At 47.5% G+C, this 19,590-nt stretch carries 17 protein-coding genes and 1 rRNA gene; 8 read left to right on the top strand and 10 right to left on the bottom strand.

Features of this window, described 5'->3' with window-relative positions:
- The 7 genes from AC5L4R_RS03540 to AC5L4R_RS03510 all read right to left on the bottom strand — a co-directional run.
- Positions 1–334: ribosomal RNA gene (locus AC5L4R_RS03540) — 16S ribosomal RNA — on the bottom strand; the annotation flags it as partial.
- Positions 335–860: 526 nt separating this feature from the next.
- Positions 861–2,888, bottom strand: coding sequence for a TonB-dependent siderophore receptor (locus AC5L4R_RS03535; RefSeq protein WP_494472692.1), 2,028 nt, complete (start codon positions 2,886–2,888; stop codon positions 861–863).
- 304 nt (positions 2,889–3,192) lie between these two features.
- Positions 3,193–5,133 carry a molecular chaperone DnaK gene (gene dnaK, locus AC5L4R_RS03530; RefSeq protein WP_494472691.1) on the bottom strand — a complete coding sequence of 647 codons (1,941 nt, stop codon included), beginning with the start codon at positions 5,131–5,133 and terminating at the stop codon, positions 3,193–3,195.
- A gap of 171 nt (positions 5,134–5,304) precedes the next feature.
- A complete protein-coding gene (grpE, locus tag AC5L4R_RS03525; RefSeq protein WP_494472690.1) occupies positions 5,305–5,898 on the bottom strand; it encodes a nucleotide exchange factor GrpE in 594 nt (197 codons plus the stop codon).
- A 263-nt stretch (positions 5,899–6,161) separates the two neighbouring features.
- The gene (locus tag AC5L4R_RS03520; protein WP_494472689.1) at positions 6,162–6,821 is read right to left on the bottom strand and encodes an L-threonylcarbamoyladenylate synthase; all 660 of its coding nucleotides are present in this window, start codon (positions 6,819–6,821) and stop codon (positions 6,162–6,164) included.
- Between the two features lie 27 nt (positions 6,822–6,848).
- Positions 6,849–8,105 carry a DNA-processing protein DprA gene (gene dprA / locus AC5L4R_RS03515; protein WP_494472688.1) on the bottom strand — a complete coding sequence of 419 codons (1,257 nt, stop codon included), beginning with the start codon at positions 8,103–8,105 and terminating at the stop codon, positions 6,849–6,851.
- 33 nt (positions 8,106–8,138) lie between these two features.
- Positions 8,139–9,281, bottom strand: a complete 1,143-nt coding sequence (locus AC5L4R_RS03510; RefSeq protein WP_494472687.1) for a LysM peptidoglycan-binding domain-containing protein — start codon at positions 9,279–9,281, stop codon at positions 8,139–8,141.
- Between the two features lie 424 nt (positions 9,282–9,705).
- Between AC5L4R_RS03510 and def the strand changes: the two genes are divergently transcribed.
- Together def and hisB are read left to right on the top strand one after the other, a co-directional pair.
- On the top strand, positions 9,706–10,224 hold the full coding sequence (def, locus tag AC5L4R_RS03505; RefSeq protein WP_494472686.1) for a peptide deformylase: 519 nt from the start codon (positions 9,706–9,708) through the stop codon (positions 10,222–10,224).
- Positions 10,225–10,275: 51 nt separating this feature from the next.
- Positions 10,276–10,878, top strand: a complete 603-nt coding sequence (gene hisB / locus AC5L4R_RS03500) for an imidazoleglycerol-phosphate dehydratase HisB (RefSeq protein ID WP_494472685.1) — start codon at positions 10,276–10,278, stop codon at positions 10,876–10,878.
- 74 nt (positions 10,879–10,952) lie between these two features.
- Here hisB and AC5L4R_RS03495 read toward each other — a convergent pair whose 3' ends face one another.
- Both AC5L4R_RS03495 and AC5L4R_RS03490 read right to left on the bottom strand, forming a co-directional pair.
- The gene (locus AC5L4R_RS03495; protein WP_067059428.1) at positions 10,953–11,378 is read right to left on the bottom strand and encodes a hypothetical protein; all 426 of its coding nucleotides are present in this window, start codon (positions 11,376–11,378) and stop codon (positions 10,953–10,955) included.
- A gap of 31 nt (positions 11,379–11,409) precedes the next feature.
- A complete protein-coding gene (locus AC5L4R_RS03490) occupies positions 11,410–11,898 on the bottom strand; it encodes a YajQ family cyclic di-GMP-binding protein (RefSeq protein ID WP_494472684.1) in 489 nt (162 codons plus the stop codon).
- Positions 11,899–12,192: 294 nt separating this feature from the next.
- Here AC5L4R_RS03490 and AC5L4R_RS03485 point away from each other — a divergent pair, with 294 nt between their 5' ends.
- Complete coding sequence (locus AC5L4R_RS03485) at positions 12,193–12,936, top strand: glutathione peroxidase (RefSeq protein ID WP_494472683.1); 744 nt, start codon at positions 12,193–12,195, stop codon at positions 12,934–12,936.
- 50 nt (positions 12,937–12,986) lie between these two features.
- Here AC5L4R_RS03485 and AC5L4R_RS03480 read toward each other — a convergent pair whose 3' ends face one another.
- A complete protein-coding gene (locus AC5L4R_RS03480) occupies positions 12,987–14,897 on the bottom strand; it encodes an ATP-binding cassette domain-containing protein (protein WP_494472682.1) in 1,911 nt (636 codons plus the stop codon).
- A 142-nt stretch (positions 14,898–15,039) separates the two neighbouring features.
- Here AC5L4R_RS03480 and erpA point away from each other — a divergent pair, with 142 nt between their 5' ends.
- The 5 genes from erpA to AC5L4R_RS03455 all read left to right on the top strand — a co-directional run bounded on the left by erpA (position 15,040) and on the right by AC5L4R_RS03455 (position 19,567).
- Positions 15,040–15,372 carry an iron-sulfur cluster insertion protein ErpA gene (erpA, locus tag AC5L4R_RS03475; RefSeq protein ID WP_494472681.1) on the top strand — a complete coding sequence of 111 codons (333 nt, stop codon included), beginning with the start codon at positions 15,040–15,042 and terminating at the stop codon, positions 15,370–15,372.
- A 370-nt stretch (positions 15,373–15,742) separates the two neighbouring features.
- A complete protein-coding gene (locus AC5L4R_RS03470; protein ID WP_494472702.1) occupies positions 15,743–16,099 on the top strand; it encodes a roadblock/LC7 domain-containing protein in 357 nt (118 codons plus the stop codon).
- Positions 16,100–16,303: 204 nt separating this feature from the next.
- Positions 16,304–17,866: a glutamate--cysteine ligase gene (gene gshA, locus AC5L4R_RS03465; protein WP_494472680.1), complete on the top strand. Its 1,563-nt coding sequence runs from the start codon at positions 16,304–16,306 to the stop codon at positions 17,864–17,866.
- Positions 17,867–17,928: 62 nt separating this feature from the next.
- On the top strand, positions 17,929–18,450 hold the full coding sequence (locus tag AC5L4R_RS03460; RefSeq protein WP_494472701.1) for a disulfide bond formation protein B: 522 nt from the start codon (positions 17,929–17,931) through the stop codon (positions 18,448–18,450).
- Between the two features lie 253 nt (positions 18,451–18,703).
- On the top strand, positions 18,704–19,567 hold the full coding sequence (locus AC5L4R_RS03455; RefSeq protein ID WP_494472679.1) for a substrate-binding periplasmic protein: 864 nt from the start codon (positions 18,704–18,706) through the stop codon (positions 19,565–19,567).
- Positions 19,568–19,590 lie beyond the last annotated feature (23 nt).

Below are 19,590 nucleotides of genomic sequence, written 5' to 3'. Positions count from 1 at the left end.
CGTAGGAGTCCGGACCGTGTCTCAGTTCCGGTGTGACTGATCATCCTCTAAGACCAGTTATAGATCGTCGCCATGGTGAGCCTTTACCTCACCATCTAGCTAATCTAATTTAGGCACATCTTATAGCGAAAGCTCTCGCCTCCTTTCTCCCGTAGGACGTATGCGGTATTAATTCGAGTTTCCCCGAGCTATCCCCCTCTATAAGGCAGTTTCCTAAATGTTACTCACCCGTTCGCCACTATTTCCCCTAGCAAGCTAGGTTCCATCGTTCGACTTGCATGTGTTAAGCCTGCCGCCAGCGTTCAATCTGAGCCATGATCAAACTCTTCAGTTTAATCTTCTTGCTCTTCCCACTGTTCGCTTAAATGAATCAACTTTAAGTTTCTTTCACTCAGTTCGTCGCTATGTCCTAGTAGACTTAGCATTCTGTACAGTGGAAATGCTTTTTATTTCATTTCTTTTTGTGCCTGGGTGAAAATCCACACAAGTTGTTCTTGTGTTTCGTTGTTATTGAGTAGCTCTTTGACATCGTCTGTCGAAAGAGGCGCTATTTTAACATGTTTTTTGATGCTGTCAATAGCTTTTTTTCAATCTTTTTTACCGCTTTAGCTAGCTGCCACTAAGTGCTTGTTTCTACAAGCTTTGTTGGTCGCCGCCGTTCGGTGTGTGCGTATTATACGCGCTTTTTTATAGGCGTCAAGGGGGTTGTGAAAAAAATTTTGGATGGGCTGAAAAAATTACCGCCGCGTTGGGCGGCGGTTTGGTTTGGGTCGTTGTAACGTTTGTTGAATTTGTCATCATTGATAATGATTGTTTTAGATAGTACCAAAATCCGATTGCCAAACCCATGTCAATCGGGACTAAAACTTGTAATTTACGCCAACACGAAACTCACGCCCCACGGCAGGTAGACTCATGGCTGTATGGGGACGGTAGTCTTTATTCGCGATATTATTGACGGCAAAGTTCACATTCATCTTATCATTGGCATAGGGCTTCCAATTAGCGAAGATATCCGTGACATTAAAGCCTTCACGTTTTAAAGCACGATTTGCTTGGGTATCATCCATCCATGCACTTGCACCTGTGGTGTCTTCTACTTTACGGTGGTTGACACCCACTTCGATATTGGGTTGGTCAAAACGGTAGGCCAACCCTGCCGTCCAGGTACGACCTATCTTCACGCCAAACTCCTTGCTGGCGAATGAAATAGGCCGGCAGTTGGTTGGGCTGGTGCATGATACTCTACCTGGGTCTGTGTGAAACTCAGGATTGCTATCTGCGACGCCTAGGTGTGCTTTAACGTTGTTATGGTCATAACCTGCATTGAGTTCCCATCCATGATTTTTTGCATAACCGACATTGTCAATATTGCTATCGGTAGGATTATGGCGATCGGTTTGGCCATTCGCCAGTAGACCATCGATTTTTTGCCAAAAATAACTGCCATTGACAAAATAACTACCGACATTATAGTTGAAGCCGATTTCAGTATTTTTCGCTTTTTCTGCTTCTGCATCATCGGCGATGGAAACTCTGCTGTTACCACTGAGCAAAGCATCTACCAAACGCGGAGAACGTGTGGCATAACTGTGGTTAGCACTCAGGCTAAGGGCTGGTGTCGCTTGATAAATCACCCCAAAACTTGGGCTAAATTCGCCATCGGAGCGTTTTTTACCATTCACGGCTGTGTAGTCAAAATGGTCGTATCGACCGCCTACTGTCATGGTAAAATTGTTGATATCATGAATAGCTTCGACATACATACCTGAGTCGGTTTTTTCGGTATTGGTTTTATAATTATCGCCATGTCGGTTGGGTTCGATTTCTTGGTGACGATAATTTATCCCGTATTTGATCAACGTATTGGGTCGTATTTGGCTATCAAAGTTGATATTTGCGCCAGTGGTTTTAACTGCGGTTTCATTGTAGCCTGCCACTGCACCATAGCCGCCTTTATCATCATCGGATTCACGTTTATTTTTCATGGCATAAATATTGGCGGTGGCTTCTTTGATCCAACCCATATTTTTGCCGTTCCATTCAAGGTTTGTATTACTCAATGAAAGCTCACGATAAGTCGGCTTTTGCCTTTCAATGGTCAAACGTGGATTAACCGCCGCTGAGAAAATATCAAACTCTTCTCGAACGTTACGCACACCTTTATTGGTCTCGTTAAAATGGCTTAGTACAAAACGTTGGTCATCCGTGGCATTGACACCGATTTTTGCCAATACGCCTATTTTGTCAAGGGCAGAAGACAGTACCTCATCACCGCCTAGATAATTTTTATAACCTTTACCCGCGGTGTAGTTATCTTGATCAACTTTGTTGGCGTTTAACAAGAAATCAAAAGCACCGGCTTTACCATACACAGCGCCACCATAGGAATGCTCATCATTGGTGCTGTAACCTGCATTAACTTTAAATCCAAGGCTCTGACCAGGCTCTAACAAATCTTCGGCATCAATGGTTTTGGCTATAATCGCACCATTGGTAGCACCGATGCCTGCAGACGCAGAACCTGCACCTTTTTGTACGCTTACGATTTTGACCATGGAGGGGTCTAACATAAAACGACCTTGATGGTACAAAATCGAACTATCAGAGTAAGCGTTGTCGATTTTGACATCAATTGAATTTTGTCCCATGCCACGGATGGTAATGTATTGAGATGTACCATTGCCATTGCCAAAATCAATCGCAGCATCGTTTTTCATCAGCTCACGCAGCGTAGTGGCTGTGCTTTCGTCTTTTTCTTGCAGGGTCACCACATCGGTCTGAATTTTTGATCCTTGTTTGTCAAGGCTTACGCTCAACGAACCCAATTGTACGATCGGCTCTTTGTTATTGTGTGCGGTATCGGCAAGACTTGTCTGAGAGGTCATGATACCAATGATTGCTAAGCTAAGCGAAGTTTTTGCAAGGTATTTCATCAACGTTACACCCAAAATGTTAATGTAATGTAGCATAGTTTACAAACGAGAATGATTATAGATTATAGTAATAGTAATGTAAATAATAATTATCATCATTTACAAATAAAATTTGCAGACGGCTTAGAATTTTTAGAATTAAAAAACGTTATTTTTTACAATTAGGAAAAACGCTATTTACCCACAAGGTTAAAGCCTATTTTTTGACAAAAAAAATACCGCCTCTAGGGCGGTATTTTTTAAAAATCGTAAAGGATTATTTGTTATCGTCTTTGACTTCGGTAAATTCTGCGTCTACCACGTCGTCGTTTTGGCTGCTTTGTTCAGGCTGCGCTTGTGCACCTGCGTTGAAGTTACCATCTGCTGCGCCAGCACCTGTATCAGCATAGATTTTTTGGCTAACTGGCAAGAAGGCATTGTCCAATGCTTCAAGTTTTGCTTTGATATCTGCCGTATCGTTTTCTTTGGTCGCTGCTTCTAGCGCGCTGATTGCGGCTTCGACGTTGGCTTTGTCTTCGGCAGTGACTTTGTCGGCTGCGTCTTTTAGAGCATTTTGTACGGCATGGATGCGGCCATCGGCTTCGTTACGCGCTTGCGCAAGGTCAGCAAACTTGGCATCTTCAGCCGCATTGGCTTCAGCATCGCGAATCATTTGCTCAATTTCAGCGTCTGATAGACCTGAGTCGGCTTTGATTTGAATGCTTTGTGCTTTGCCTGTGCCTTTGTCTTTTGCCGAGATGTTCATGATACCATCGGCGTTGATGTCAAAGGTCACCTCAATTTGTGGCACACCACGTGGCGCTGGTGGAATACCAGTCAAGTCAAATGTACCCAATAGTTTGTTTTGGTTAGCAACTTTGCGCTCACCTTGGTACACTTGAATGGTTACTGCAGGTTGGTTGTCGGCAAACGTCGAGAATACCTGTGATTTCTTGGTTGGAATCATGGTGTTTTTCTCGATGATTGGGGTCATCACGCCGCCCGCGGTTTCGATACCCAAGGTCAATGGGGTCACGTCAAGCAACAATACGTCTGTTTTGTCACCTGCCAATACCGCGCCTTGTACTGCTGCACCCATAGCCACTGCTTCGTCTGGGTTCACGTCTTTGCGTGGTTCTTTGCCAAAGAATTCTTGGACTTTTTGTTGTACCAATGGCATACGGGTTTGACCACCGACCAAAATCACGTCGTCGATGTCACTTGCTTTTAGACCAGCATCTTCCAAGGCAACTTTACAAGGCTCAATGGTGCGATTAACCAAGTCTGTCGTTAAGCTTTCTAGTTTGGCACGAGTCACATTGACAACCAAGTGTTTTGGACCTGAGGCATCAGCGGTAATGTATGGCAAGTTGATATCAGTGCTTTGTGAGCTTGATAATTCAATTTTAGCTTTTTCAGCAGCTTCTTTTAGACGTTGCATTGCCAACGGATCGCCTTTTAGATTGACGTCGTTGTCTTTTTTGAATTCTTCAACCAAGTAATCGATTAGTGCCAAATCAAAGTCTTCACCACCCAAGAAGGTGTCACCGTTGGTTGAAAGCACTTCAAATTGTTGCTCGCCATCTACATCAGCGATTTCGATGATTGAAATATCAAATGTACCGCCACCTAAGTCATAGACAGCAATTTTACGGTCACTGCCGCCTTTTTTGTCCATACCATATGCCAAAGCCGCTGCGGTTGGCTCGTTGATGATACGTTTAACATCAAGACCTGCAATTTTACCCGCATCTTTGGTTGCTTGACGTTGGCTGTCGTTGAAGTACGCAGGTACAGTCACGACGGCTTCGGTCACAGGCTCGCCAAGATAATCCTCAGCGGTTTTTTTCATTTTTTTCAATACTTCGGCAGAGATTTGTGGCGGTGCCATTTTTTTGCCGTTGATTTCGACCCACGCATCACCGTTATCGGCTTTAACGATTTTGTAGGGTACCATGCCGATATCTTTTTGGACGACTTTGTCATCAAAACGGCGGCCAATCAAGCGTTTGATAGCAAACAAGGTGTTTTTTGGGTTGGTAACTGCTTGGCGTTTTGCCGATTGTCCGACCAAGATTTCGCCGTCATCTTTGTAAGCTACGATCGATGGGGTGGTGCGTGCACCTTCGGCGTTTTCGATCACTTTAACGTTGTCGCCTTCAAGCACTGCCACGCACGAGTTGGTAGTACCTAAGTCAATACCAATAATTTTTGCCATGTTTATTTACTCCAATTTGTTATTGTTGCTAATGGGCGTTTATTTTTCAATTACTTAATAAACGCCTTAGCGGTTGCTTTGCTATATCGGTATTGGGTGTGTGGAATTCAAGTTTTTTCCAAGCAATTTATTATCCAATATCGATAATTCTTGTTTGCCAATTTTGATGGCTTAGCCACCAACGCGTACCATTGCGGGGCGCAGTAGGCGGTCGTGAAGCTTGTAGCCTTTTTGCAACACTTCACCAACTTTGCCATTCTCGGCTTGTGGGTCAATGCCAACGGCTTCGTGGTAGTCCGCATCAAAGTCTTCACCTTGTGGGTTAATGACCTGAATGTGGTTTTTTTCAAGCACATTCAAGAGTGATTTGTGAGTCAGTTTAACGCCTTCAAGTACAGGGTCACTGTCGTCTTGGCTACTGGCGATGGCACGCTCTAGGTTATCGACCACGTCTAGCAGTTCGCGGGCAAAACGCTCAAGGGCAAATTTTTTGGTTTTTTCGGCTTCTTGCTCCATGCGGTTGCGAGCGTTGTAGGCTTCGGCATTGGCACGGGCATGGGCTTCTTTGGCTTCTTTAACCTGCCCTTCAAGCTCAGCGATGCGTTGCTCAAACATGGCTGGGTCAATTTGGCTGTCGATGATTTTGGGCTCGACGCTTGGGTCAGATTCTTCAATCGCATCGCCAAGTACGTTCGATACGGCTTCGGTTTGATTGAGTTGTTCTTGGTGCAATTGGCTGTTGGTGGTGCTTTGCTCAGCTGACATGGTGTTCTCCGTGTTGTTGTGTTTCAAGAAACAAGGTGAAAATGGCAATACACTTGCAGAAAATTTGGGATTTTACCCCTGTTAAAAAGTCTAGTCATGGTTATGATGTTGTGGCGAAAACTTTTCAAGCAGCTGATCGGATTTTAGCAGGGTTTTGTCGAATTTTTTTGATGATAAAACGTTGTTGGCTAAAGACTGGCTAAACAATATGCCAGCTTATTTCAGCTTCGATAAATTTTGGTTAAGTTTTAAAGCTTTGTCATTTATAAACGCACCAGTGCACCTGTGACAGCGTCACGGATTTGGCTGGGCTGGGTGTAGCCGAGCGTGGGCGCGTCTAGATAGCCAATGGCATCACCAAAGTACGCTTGCGCGTCAGCAAGCAAGCTAGCAGGCTTGCCACCGCTTGGGTTACAACTGGTCGAAACCAAAAAGCCGTATGGATTGGCAGGGTTGGTCGTGGCAATGTGGGTGCATAGTTTGGCGATGGTGGTATGCGGCGCGATCACACGCACGGCCAGACTATCGCGCCCGCCTGTCAGCCAGTCAGGAATATCTATTGTCTTGGGGATGGGTAGTAGCCATGTGTTGGCTTGGCGTTGGGTGGTGGCTTGAGGGTTGGCGGTTTGGGTGTTGGTTGGCGTGGTATGCTCAGCAGCAGTGTGCCAACTGGCTAGAATTTGCTCACGGTGCGCGGCAGATAAATCAGTTAAAAACGCTGTGATATAATCGGCACTGGGTGTGAGTACGATCAAGCCTTTTTCGATGGGGCGGTCTTTGAGGGCAAGCAGTGCGCTGACGGCAGGGCGGTTAAATGGGTCACAGCCAATACCCCACACCGCTTCGGTGGGATAAGCGAGTAAATGGCCTTTTTGCAACCATGCGGTGGCTTGGTCAAGCTGTTGGGAGCTAAATACGTTCATGGACTACCTTAATCTTTGGGTTGGTTATCATGCACGGCAGCGCATGTATAAACCGCCTTGCTGCATGACGAATCCCATCAATTCTAGCTCAATCAGCCAGCCCGTCAAGGTGGCGATATCGGTTTGGCTTTTTGCCAGTAGCGCGTCCATGTCTTGCCCGACCCAGTCCATTTGGTTGAGTAAGCCCAATAGATGGGTGGGCAAGTCTGGATTTTCAGTCGTCATTGGTTGATGACTAGGTGGTGTCTCGGTCGTTGGCTGACTCACGGGTATGGCGTGGAGCGTGGGCACAATGTCAGCATTTGGCGTTGGTTGTACGGCTCGTTGTGGTGTGACTGGTTTTAACACAGCTTGCTGTGCGGTGAGCGGTGATTGAAACACCGCCAAGTCTTCTAAAATCTGGGCAGGATGATCCACCAACGTTGCGCCATCACGAATTAGCTGATGGCAGCCTTTGGCATTGACGTTGTCGATATGACTGGGCACAGCAAATACCTGTTTGCCTTGTTCATTGGCAAGGTTGGCGGTAATCAGCGAACCGCTTTTGAGCGCAGCTTCGACCACCAACGCGCCAAGGCTTAAACCTGCCACCAGTCGATTACGCAGCGGAAAATTGTATTTGGTTGAGGGTGTATCGGGCAAAAACTCGCTAATCACACAGCCACCACTGGCGATGATATGCTGCTTAAGGTTGGCATGGTGTTTGGGATAGCATAGCCGAATGCCGTTGCCAAGTACCGCCACCGTGCGCCCCTGACGGGTAGGATCGGTCTGTGTCAATGCACCAAGATGGGCTTGCTTGTCAATGCCTTCTGCCATGCCGCTTGTGATCCACAAACCTTCATATGCCAAATATTGCGCCATATCAAAGGCGATTTTGTCGGCATGAGCACTGGGTTTGCGGCTACCCACGATAGCAAGCTGCGGCATGGCAAGCGCCTGCACATTGCCTTGATAAAACAACAACGGCGGTGGGTCGTATAATTGCTTGAGGCTGGCAGGGTACGCGCTATCGGCATAAAACACGATTTGGTACTCACCGCAAGCCAATTGGCTGCAGATGCGCTCAATATTTTTATCCACCCGTCCTACTTGGATAAACTCGCCAAACCGCTTGATATGGCTGGCATGCACGCCTGCTGCTTGCCAATCGGTGGGCGTTTTTGTCAAGGCTTGCGCAGGTGTGCCAAACGCTGCCAACAGTTTGGCAAAGCTTGCCGTTGACATGTTGGTTAGTTGCCACAGCGTGAGGCTGGCGCGTTGGGCGGCGTTGAGTTCTGCCAAACTGACGGCTACCTTGTATCAGCTTAGGGCCAATTAATCTTGATTGCGCGGTGACATCAAATAGTCATCCACACGGATTTGGCTTTCAGCGTCCAGCACATACGCATAGCTGATGTTGTCAAAGGTTTTAAACACCATCACATGCCCGATTTCTTCACTGGGCAAGCGCACGACCGCACCTTTGACAGTGGCAAAATTATCCTGCACGGTTGCGCCTTTTTGGTACACCGATAGCACATCACCTGCTTGCGCACCTTGTCGGCTGCCCAAGTTGATTGCCACCACACCATCACGCCCCACGCTGCTTAGCGCGTCCATGATACGAATCACGCGCCCGCCACGGCTGACTTGGGCGGCGCGTGGGTAAAACATCGGCGGCAAATAGTTGCCGACTTCAACAAACACGCGATCACCTTCACGCACTTCTTGCCCGTAAGATGCGGTCAAACGCAGGCTTGATACGCCATTGTTGGCAACATCGATCACTGTGCCCGATGCCACTTGGGTGACCTCAAGCCCAACCACCGCGCGTGTGGTCGGGTCAATATAAGGCTGCCCTGCGCGGTACACGCCATAGCGTTGCCCCACAATCAGCGGCACGCCTTTGGCATAGATGGTATCACCTGCGCCTGTGATGATGTTTTTATTTTTTGAGGCAAGCACATACGGGGTGGTATTAAAATCATCGGGTGAAACAATCACCGTACGGCTTAGCCAAGATTCAATAGACGCTAGCGGAATGGTCGGAATACTGCCTGCCAGCTCGGTTGGCGCAGGTGCGCTGTTGAGCGCAGGTTGGCTGGCGGCTTGCTCTACGCCTGCGCAGCCCGTGCCCGTGTCGATACCGACCAAGGTTTTGCCCTTGACCACGCACATGATAAGCACATCATTGGGATAAATCAGGTTTGGGTTGCGCACCTGCCGATTGACCGCCCAAATCTCACGCCACCGCCACGGGCTATTTAGGTATTTGCCCGAAATATCCCACAAGGTGTCACCTTTTTTGACCACATAGCGGTTGGGTGCATCGGCTTTGATGGTCGGTGGTGGGTTATTGGCGGCGTTGGCACTGCCCAGCGCACAGCAGCAGGCCAATAGGCTGACCCACAGCGCCTTGACGGGTGTTTTGGCTGAATTTTTAACAGTGTTTGAAAAAAAACGCACGTTTGGTGTCATGATGCTGTCCCTACAAACGTATCATCGGCAGCGGTGCTAGCCAGCGGCTGGTTAAAAATTTATCCGCCATCTTGCCGCAAATAGTAAAATTGTAATCGTGGCTTAGCATAGCACAAAATTTAGGCAAAGTTACAAGCTTTATCAGCCAATTGCCGCGTTTTGTCTTACGGGTTGTTTTGGGTATCGGCTTTGACCGATCTGAGCGCAGTGTTGTAATCATCGTGCCGTTGCCCCATCAATAGTCTAGCGTAAAGCAACACCGAGATAAAAGCGCATGGACAACCGTTTGACGTTTGGTAAAATCAAATCATTTGATTTGCCGCTTTGATCCAAGCGAAGACCGTTTGTTGCTATAATGCAAGGTTCATATAATCAAAAGCTGGTGTTGGCTGGCGCGATTCACTGGTTGGCAAGAGAGGTAATCATGGCAATTCGTACAATTTTGGCTTATCCTGACCCACGGCTACGCACACTAGCACAGCCTGTGCAGGTTTTTGACACCGCTTTAAAAACGCTGATTGATGACATGTTTGCCACCATGTACGACGCCAAAGGCATTGGGCTGGCAGCCACCCAAGTGGATGAACATATTCAACTGGTGGTGATGGATTTATCCGATGACAAAAGCCAACCGCGCGTGTTTATCAACCCCAAAATCACGCCGCTGGTTGAGGATTTGCACACCTATGAAGAAGGCTGCTTGTCGGTGCCTGATTATTACGATAAAGTAGACCGTCCCAAACGGGTGCGTATCGAGGCGCAAGACGCGGACGGCAACCCGTTTGTCGAAGAGGCCGAGGGGATGCTGGCGGTATGTATCCAGCACGAATGCGACCACCTAAACGGTAAATTGTTTGTCGATTATTTATCCAAACTCAAGCAGGATCGCGCGCGTGATAAGGTGCGTAAAGTGCTAAAAAACCGCGAGCGTGAGCAAGCATAAATCCAACCATTTTTTTAATTTTTCATGTTACAAAAAATTTAGGCTAAACCCATGACCCATCGCTCTGCCCGTACCGCCAGCGTCACCCGTGATACTGCCGAAACCCAAATCCGCGTTGCCATCAATCTTGACGGTACAGGACAAGGCACGATTGACACAGGCGTGCCGTTTTTAGACCACATGTTGGAGCAAATCAAACGCCATGGCTTGATTGATATGGATATCACATGCAACGGCGATACCCATATTGATGACCACCACAGCGTGGAAGATGTCGGCATTACACTTGGGCAGGCATTCAAACAAGCCATTGGTGATAAAAAAGGTATCCGCCGTTACGGGCATTTTTATGCCCCACTTGATGAAAGCCTCAGCCGCGCGGTGGTTGATATTTCGGGTCGTCCCGGCTTGCATATGGATATTGCCTTCACCCGCGCGCGGATTGGTAGTTTTGATGTGGATTTGTTTAGCGAATTTTTTTATGGCTTTGTCAATCACGCCATGATTACACTGCATTTGGACAATCTAAAAGGCAAAAACAGCCATCATCAAATTGAAAGTATCTTTAAGGCGTTTGCGCGTGCGCTACGCATGGCGGTGGCGTATGATGAGCGCGCGCTGGATAGCTTGCCGAGTACCAAACAAGCGCTCTAAACTGGCTGTTACCACTGTATTAATGAACGCAGGCAAATGTATTATTTGACCTGCGTTTTAATTTGGCAGTTGGACTAGTTGGCTGATAGCTGTTGCTCGTTGATGTATTCGCGGTAGCCATTGACACAATCGGCATAGAATACGGCTTGGCCATTCTTGGCATCGCCTTGTTTATCAGACAGTGCTACCCAGCGCACTTCATCACATGCTGGGTTTTCGTCAGCTTTGCGTGCAACTTTGGGTAACAGCTGGTTGGTACGTTCAACAGTGGCTTGCCCTAGCTTTGCATACGTGGTTGGGTAGCTTTGTTCATTGATGGTATCGACCACGCGGCTGTAGTCTTTATTTTTCGGAATTGATTTTTTGAGCGCTGTGGTTTGCGCTGCTGCGCTTGCGCTGCTATTTTCGGCGTTTGCTGCCTTTGTCGCTTCAGTGTTTTGTGGTTTAACTTGACAACCACTTAGCAGTAGCAGACCCGCCAAAATGCAATAAGGTTTCATAATAAAATCATCCAGCTGATGAGACAAAGGGCTAGTCTTTAAAATTATTAAATTGTAGTGGCACGCCAAATTGCTTTTCTTTTAGCAATGCCATCGCCGCTTGCAGGTTGTCTTTTTTCTTGTCGGTGATGCGCACCTTATCGCCTTGAATGCTGGCAGCAACTTTAATATCCGACGCTTTTAATGCTTGGGTGATTTTTTTGGCCGTATCGCCGTCTAGCCCGTCTTTGAGGTCAATCACCTGCTTGACTTGCTTGCCCGCGCCTGCCTTGTCTTGTGGCGCTAAGGCTTGCAAATCCACGCCACGCTTAATCAAGTGTTTTTCTAGCATGGCATAGACGTTGTCAATTTGCAGCTCGTTATCTGCCGTGATGGTGAGGGTTTTGGCTTTTTCGTTGAGCTCAACGCGGATATCGCTGCCTTTAAAATCAAAACGGGTGGCAATTTCTTTTTCGGTATTTTGTACAGCGTGTTTAACCTCAAAGGTCTGTAGTTCTGATACAACGTCAAATGATGGCATGGTACGCTTCCTTTTGGCTGATTTGATGTAAATTGGGTTTATGATAACTGATTTTAGCCGCTGTCGGCAATGAAACCGCGGCTTGGTACGGGCGAATTTGCGCATTACAATTTAACAGCAGGACAGTAAACAGACAGCTGGCTTTTTATCCCTGCGTTACACCCAAATGCTTCATTTTAATAGCCATAGTCATACATTTGTTTACGCAATTTGTTTGTATAATGGTTAAGCAACGCCAAAATGTTTATCTTGATAAATAATGATTAACATAAATTTTAAAATTCGGAGCAAAATATGGCATTTAAAGATATGATTGGGCAATCAGTGCCAAGCGTCACTTTCCACACCCAACAAAACGGCAAATGGGTCGATATCACCACCGATGAACTGTTTAAAGGCAAAAAAGTGGTATTGTTTGCCCTACCAGGTGCGTTTACCCCAACCTGTTCATCCATGCATTTACCACGCTACAACGAGCTGGCAGGCGAGTTTAAGCGTCAAGGGATTGATGATATCATCTGTGTGGCGGTCAATGACACATTCGTGATGAACGCTTGGGCAAAAGACCAAGCTTGTAACAACGTCCGCGTGCTACCTGATGGCAACGGTGAATTTGCCGAAGCCATGGGACGCTTGATTGATGACTCAGCGATTGGGTTTGGTAAGCGTTCATGGCGGTATTCGATGTTGGTGGATGATGGCAAAATTATCCAGATTTTTGATGAGCCGCAAGACACTGACAGCGATGACCCGTACGAAAAATCAGACGCGGACACGATGATGAAGTATATCAACCCCGACTGGACGGACAAACCAGCGGTGGCGATTTTTACCAAGCCCGGCTGTCCTTATTGCGCTGAAGCCAAACAGACCTTGACTGATAAAGGTTATGAGTACGAGGAATTTGTCTTGAGTCAAGATGCCAGCCTCACCGCGATGCGCGCTGTATCAGGCCGCGACACCACACCGCAAGTGTTTATTAACGGTAAGCATATCGGTGGTGACGATGATTTACAGCAGTATTTTGCGGATAAATAAGCCGTTGTTCGGTGTAAAAAAAGACAGTCTACGCTGTCTTTTTTTGTGCGTTAGTCAAACCCCTGCTCCATGGCCTCAAGTTCCATCATCAAGGTCATCAAACGCTCCTCAATGTGTTCAACCTGCCCTTTTAAATGGGTTTGCTCATCCAATAATTTTAATAAATCTGCCTTGCGGCTATCATCATATAGGTTGGTATCGGCCAGTTGCTCCTCGATATTTGCCAACTTTTCGCCCAGTTTTTCAAGCTGTTGTTCGTCTTGGTCTATTTTTTTGCGAATGGGCGCGGTCAGTTTACGCTGCTCGGCAGATTTTTTACGCTGATCTTCTTTGGATAAGGTTTTTTCGATAGGCTCAATGGTTTCACGTGGAACATTTTGCTCGGCTTGTTGCTTGCGCGTCTCTGCCAGCCAGCGGCTATAGGCGCTGATGTCGTCATCAAACATCGTACAACGCCCCTCATGCACCAAATATAGCGTATCGCAAACACTGGCTATCATCTCACGGTCATGCGACACCAAAATCACCGCGCCTGCAAAATTCTGTAACGCCAGCGTCAAGGCTTGGCGCATCTGTAAGTCCAAGTGGTTGGTCGGCTCATCAAGCACTAACACATTCGGGCGTTGCCAAACGATAAGTGCCAACGTCAGCCGCGCACGCTCACCGCCTGAAAACAGCCGACTTGGTGTGTCGATACGGTCGCCGCGAAAGTCAAAACTGCCCAAAAACGCGCGTAAGTCTGCGTCTGACGTCATGCCCGCCAAACGCCGCAGCATCAGCATCGGGCTGGCCTCACTGTCAAGGCTGTTCATTTGGTGTTGATTAAAATAACCCAACGTCAAGCTGTCGGCTGCCTTGCGTGTGCCGCCCAGCAACGGCAACTCACCAACCAAGCCTTTGATAACGGTGGATTTGCCTGCGCCATTCATGCCCAACAGGCCAAGGCGCGTGTCGGGCGTGATGGTTAGGTTGATGTCTTTGACCACAGGCGTGCCGTCATAGCCAACGCTGGCGTGCTCGAGGGTGAGTAGCGGCGATGTCAGCTGTTCGGGCGGATAAAAGCGAAACGTGAACGGATTGTCCGCCATCACGGGCGCAAGCGCTGCCATGCGCTCAAGCTGCTTGACACGGCTTTGCGCTTGTTTGGCTTTACTGGCTTTGGCTTTAAAACGCCGAATAAAGTCCTCCAAATGCGCGCGCGTGGCTTGTTGTTTTTCATACGCTTGCTGCTCTTGCGCCAGTCGTTCGCTGCGCATACGCACAAACTGGCTATAGTTACCGCTATACAGCGTCAGCCGCTGCTGTTCGATGTGCAAAATATGCCCAACCACATTGTCTAAAAACGCTTGGTCATGCGAAATCAGCACCAGCGTGCCATCGTAATTGGTCAGCCAGTCTTCTAACCACAAAATTGCGTCCAAATCCAAGTGGTTGGTCGGCTCATCAAGCAGCAGTAAATCGGCGCGGCTCATCAAGGTTTTGGCAAGGTTGAGCCGCATACGCCAACCACCCGAAAAACTTGCGACGGGCTGCTGCATTTGCGCTTGGCTAAAGCCCAATCCTGCCATGATTTGTGCAGCCTTGGCAGGGATGCGGTAGCCGTCGATGTCATCAAACTGGCTATAAGCGGCAGCAAGACGTTCTGCTGGCACACCGTCAGGCTGGCTGATGAGGGCATTGAGCGCGTACCACGTCGCATCACCGCTTAAAACAAAATCTATCGCAGGCTGATTGCTGCTGGCGATTTCTTGCGCCATATGCCCAATGTGCCACGCGCTTGGTAGGTGCAGTGCCCCGCTGTCAAGCGCCAACTCACCACGCAAGGCGGCAAACAGGCTGGATTTACCTGTGCCGTTGTTGCCTGTCAAGCCGACTTTCCATGCTGGATGAATTTGTATATTGGCATCATGAAACAACACGCGCCCATCGCGCCGAATCGTGGCGTTTTTTAATTCAATCATAGCCTTGCCTTGTTGGTATGAGGTCAAATTTTTGGACAGTTTTGACGGTAAAATCTTGATAGTATAAGCCATACGCCCCATAATACCTACCGCTAACGCCAAAAATTCGCTGAGGTTTCAGCTTGGCATCTCGGGGGCAATGATGAACGATACCATGACACTGACCGACAATGCTGCCAACAAGGTGCGCCGCCTGCGCGCGCAAGAAGGCAATGATGATTTAATGCTGCGCGTGTATGTCACGGGTGGCGGCTGCTCGGGTTTTTCATACGGCTTTAATTTTGAAGAACACCTTGGCGATGATGACGCACACTTTGCCAATGGTGATGTCGCTTTGGTGGTTGATAGCTTAAGCTATCAGTATCTGCATGGCTCAACGATTGATTATATTGAAGGGCTAGAAGGCTCGCGCTTTGTGGTTGATAATCCAAACGCGACCACAACTTGCGGCTGCGGCTCGTCATTTTCGATTTGATAGTTTGATAGATAGATTAAATCTATGAACACTTGTTGGACAGCATGACCGTAATGCCAGCTTAGTTGCTGGTTGTTTGGCGGACAAGGGGTTGTCAGTTATGTTTAAATTTTGATTACCTTACACCCCATTTACAAACTTTATCTTAAAAAACCTAGCACTTGTCTGATTGTTTTTGTTAAATTAGGCGCGTTTAGTCCATAATAGCATGATGGTAGGTATGATTTAATAAGGCGCGTAATCAATGGCTTTATTAAACTTGACGTGCCAATGTGTGTTATTTGATGGTTAAAGTTTGACTGCGTGTGGGCTAATTGAGCCACGCTGCGGTTTTTAAATGCTAAAATTGAAAGAATATGAGGAATTAATCATGGCAAAGCTATCTTTAGATTCACTAACAAATATTGATGGTTTTATCGCAGCAGCATTGGTTGATAGCGAATCAGGTCTGTCATTGGCCGCAGTGGGTACAGGTTTTGACCTTGAGTTGGCTGCAGCAGGTAACACTGAGGTGGTACGTGCAAAACGTAAAGTTTCTAACGCTTTGGGTCTAAATGATAACATTGAAGATATCTTGATCACCTTAAGCAAACAATACCACTTGATTCGCCCATTGGTACGTAACGAAAACTTGTTCTTGTACTTGGTGCTTGACCGTCAAAAATCTAACCTTGCAATGGCACGCCATGAGCTAAAAGGTTTTGAAACTGAGCTTGATTTTTCTTAATACGCTGAGTTAATCAAGAGATGATACCCATGCCGCGCATGGGTATTTTTTTTGGCGGTATGGGGTCTATAGGCGCGTGATTCACGAAAAATAATACTTTCAAGCCGTATTTGATGGCATAATTCCATTATTTCCCAAACGGTTTTGTCATAGGGATGCGCTTTAGCAAAATTTGCCAAAAAGTTTAACCAACGGAAGTTTTTTATGTCACCAGCCGATGCGCCTCAAGCCTTTGTTTTGCCCAAATGGCTCAATGCTGATTTACTCACCAGTATGCGACGTGGAGTAGAAAAAGAAGGCTTACGGATGCGCCCCGATGGCTTTATTGCGCAAAGTCCTCACCCTGCACGGCTTGGCTCTAAGCTCACCCATCCGCACATCACGACAGACTATGCCGAAAGCCTGCTTGAGCTGATTACCGCGCCACAACCTAGCGTGCAGCAGATGCTAGCCCAACTGCGCGAGCTGCACATCGTGGTGCAACAGACGCTAGAAAACGATGAGCTGTTTTGGGGCATGTCGATGCCGTGCATGTTGGCAGATAGTGATGATGATATTTTGTTGGCTGACTATGGCACATCCAACAGTGGGCGGTTAAAAACCTTGTACCGCCACGGTTTGGGGCTGCGCTACGGGCGGCGAATGCAGACCATCGCTGGGCTACATTACAATTTATCCTTTGGCGATGATTTGTTTGCCGCGTGGCAAAGCCAAGCAGGTTGCCAAGATGATTTAACCACGTTTAAAAATGCCAAATACTTGGCTTTGGTGCGTAATTTTAAACGCTTGTTGCCATTGGTGTTGTATTTAACGGGCGCTAGCCCTGCTGTGTGCGCGTGTTTTTTGACCGGCCGCCAACACCACCTACAGCCGCTAAATGATAAAGGCTATTATCTGCCAAATGCCACATCGCTGCGGATGGGCAAGTTGGGCTACCAAAACAGCGTGCAGGATGATTTAGATATCCGCTACAACCGCTTGGATGAATATGTGGCAGGCTTGCAACAAGCGGTTGGCACGCCACACAAAGGCTTTACCGCGTTGGGCATTGATACATCCGATGGTACGCCAACGCAAATTAATGACCATATTTTGCAGATTGAAAATGAGTACTACAGCGCAATTCGTCCCAAACAAGCCACTCAAGGCGATGAAACCCCAAGTGAAGCACTAGCGGCGCGTGGGGTGGGCTATATTGAGCTACGCGCGCTAGACCTTGACCCGTACAGTGAGATTGGGATTAGCCTAGATACGGCGTGCTTTATGGAAATTTTGGCACTGTATTGTCTGCTTAGCCCAAGTCCTGATCTGCTGCCTGATGAGGACGCGCGTCTGTCGATGAATCAAGAACACGCGGTCAATGACGGGCGCAATCCTGATTTAACCGTTTTGACAGCCACGGGTGAGGTGCGCTTACAAGACTGGCTGGACGGGCATTTGCAAGCCATGCTGCCTGTAGCAACTTTGCTAGATGAAACATACGGCAGCAACACTTACCGCCATGCCTTGACGGTCATGTTGGGTCGCTGTCATCATGCCAAACTTACGCCATCGGCACAAGTTTTGCATGATATCATCCAAGCAGGCGGTACGTGGCAGCTTGGCAAGCAATTGGCAGAGCAACATGCGTTGAGCTTACGGGCGCAATCGCTGGGCGCGCGTGCGGCGCATTATGCGACCTTGGCGGAGCAATCTATCATTGACCAACACGCCCTTGAAGCCAATGATACGCTAAGTTTTGCTGAGTATCTCGCCCGTTTTCGCTGATTAGACTTATCTTGTATTGGGTTTATGCCATGACGATTCAGCCACTTACCCCCACGTCTCCCATGCAGCGCTCACGTTGGCAGCGTCTAACCAGCTATCGGGCGCTGGCAGGTTGGCTTGCGCTGGCAAGCGTGGTGGGCATGGGGTTTGCGTATGCTTATTTGCAGCGCACGGTTGGGCTTGACCCCTGTCCGCTGTGCATTTTTCAGCGGCTTGGACTGATTGCCATGGGGGCATTTGGCTTGTTGGCCTGTATGTTTAATCCCAAATCTATCGCGCTGCGCATTGGCTTGATGGCTGGGGCGCTGCTTGGGATGGCATGGTCGATTGGTTGGGCCTTGCGCCATGTGTGGTTACAGCATCTGCCGCCCGATCAAGTGCCATCATGTGGGCCGGGGTTGAACTACTGGGTCGATACGCTGCCGATCGCGCAGGTGATTGCGCAAGTGTTTAAAGGCTCGGGCGAATGCGCGGCCATTGATTGGACATTTTTGGGTTTTAGTATTCCCGAGTTGTCATTGGCGTTTTTTGGCGTTTTGGCGGCAATGATCATTTGGGCGATGGTGCGCGCCAAAAGAGGGTAAGCCACTTTTGATGCGTACTTTTTAATTATACGAAAATTAATATTTACTATACAAAACAATTACAATAGAAATATTTTTCAACTATATTTCAGTCTTTTGCTATATTTACAAAATTTTACATTAACTGATTGAGATGTAATATTTTCCTCAATATACTGCCGTCTATGTGAGATTTTTGTTACTTTACCCTTCAAAAAGTAAACCAATGCTGTTTACTTTGTCTTTTTAATGCTCAATTATTAAAGGATTGCCTATGAAACGCTGGGCTGGTCTAGGTATGTTCGTATGTGGTGCGGTGTTAAGCGCGTGTACACAATCGAATGTATCCAATAATCAAGATGCGGCAGCAGGTGCTGCCAGTGCGCCAACAGGTGATAGCTTTGTTTCTAAACTGCCCGCTAATGCACCTGTGGTTAAAGTTGCAACAACGGGTACGATGCCACCGTTTTCAATCCTTGATCAATACGGCAATTTAACTGGATACGATGTCGATGTGATCCGTGCGATTGGTGAGGAAGAGGGCTTTCGCGTAGAATTTGTCAAAGATCCGTTTTCAGGTTTGTTTAATTCGGTAGAATCAGGTAAAACAGACTTAGCGATTTCGGGTATTTCTTATAAACCTGAGCGCGCCGAGCGTTACGCATTATCCGACCCTTACTTTTTTAACCCCTCAGCGATTATGTATAAGGATAATAACCTAAATATACAACGCTTTGAGGATTTAAAAGGCTTACACGTTGGCGCGATGGACGGCACGATTCAGTACGAAAAAATCAAAGATGCCAATATTGCCCGTGAACTTACGGCAACGCGTAGCACTTATTTGCTTTTTCAGCAGTTGGTACAGGGTAAGGTGGATGCGATCTTGCAGGATTATCCATTGCTTAAAGAAACTGCCAATAACCATCCTGAGCAAAAAGTCAAGATTGTGCCTTATCAAGACCAAAGCGACCCAACCTCACAACAAGTCATCGTAATGAAAAAAGGCAACAATGCGCTACAGGCCAAAATCAACGACGGTATTCGTAAAATCAAAGCCGACGGTACGCTCAAAAAAATTGATGACAAATGGAACATCAGTGTCGAGCAAGATATAGCGACCCCTGCCACCCCTTAGGCCTAACGTATTATTCAACGCAT

The organism is Faucicola sp. SE7633, from assembly GCF_059264685.1.
The sequence above is the reverse complement of the archived record's forward strand: the minus strand, read 5'-3'. Positions and strand labels throughout refer to the sequence as shown.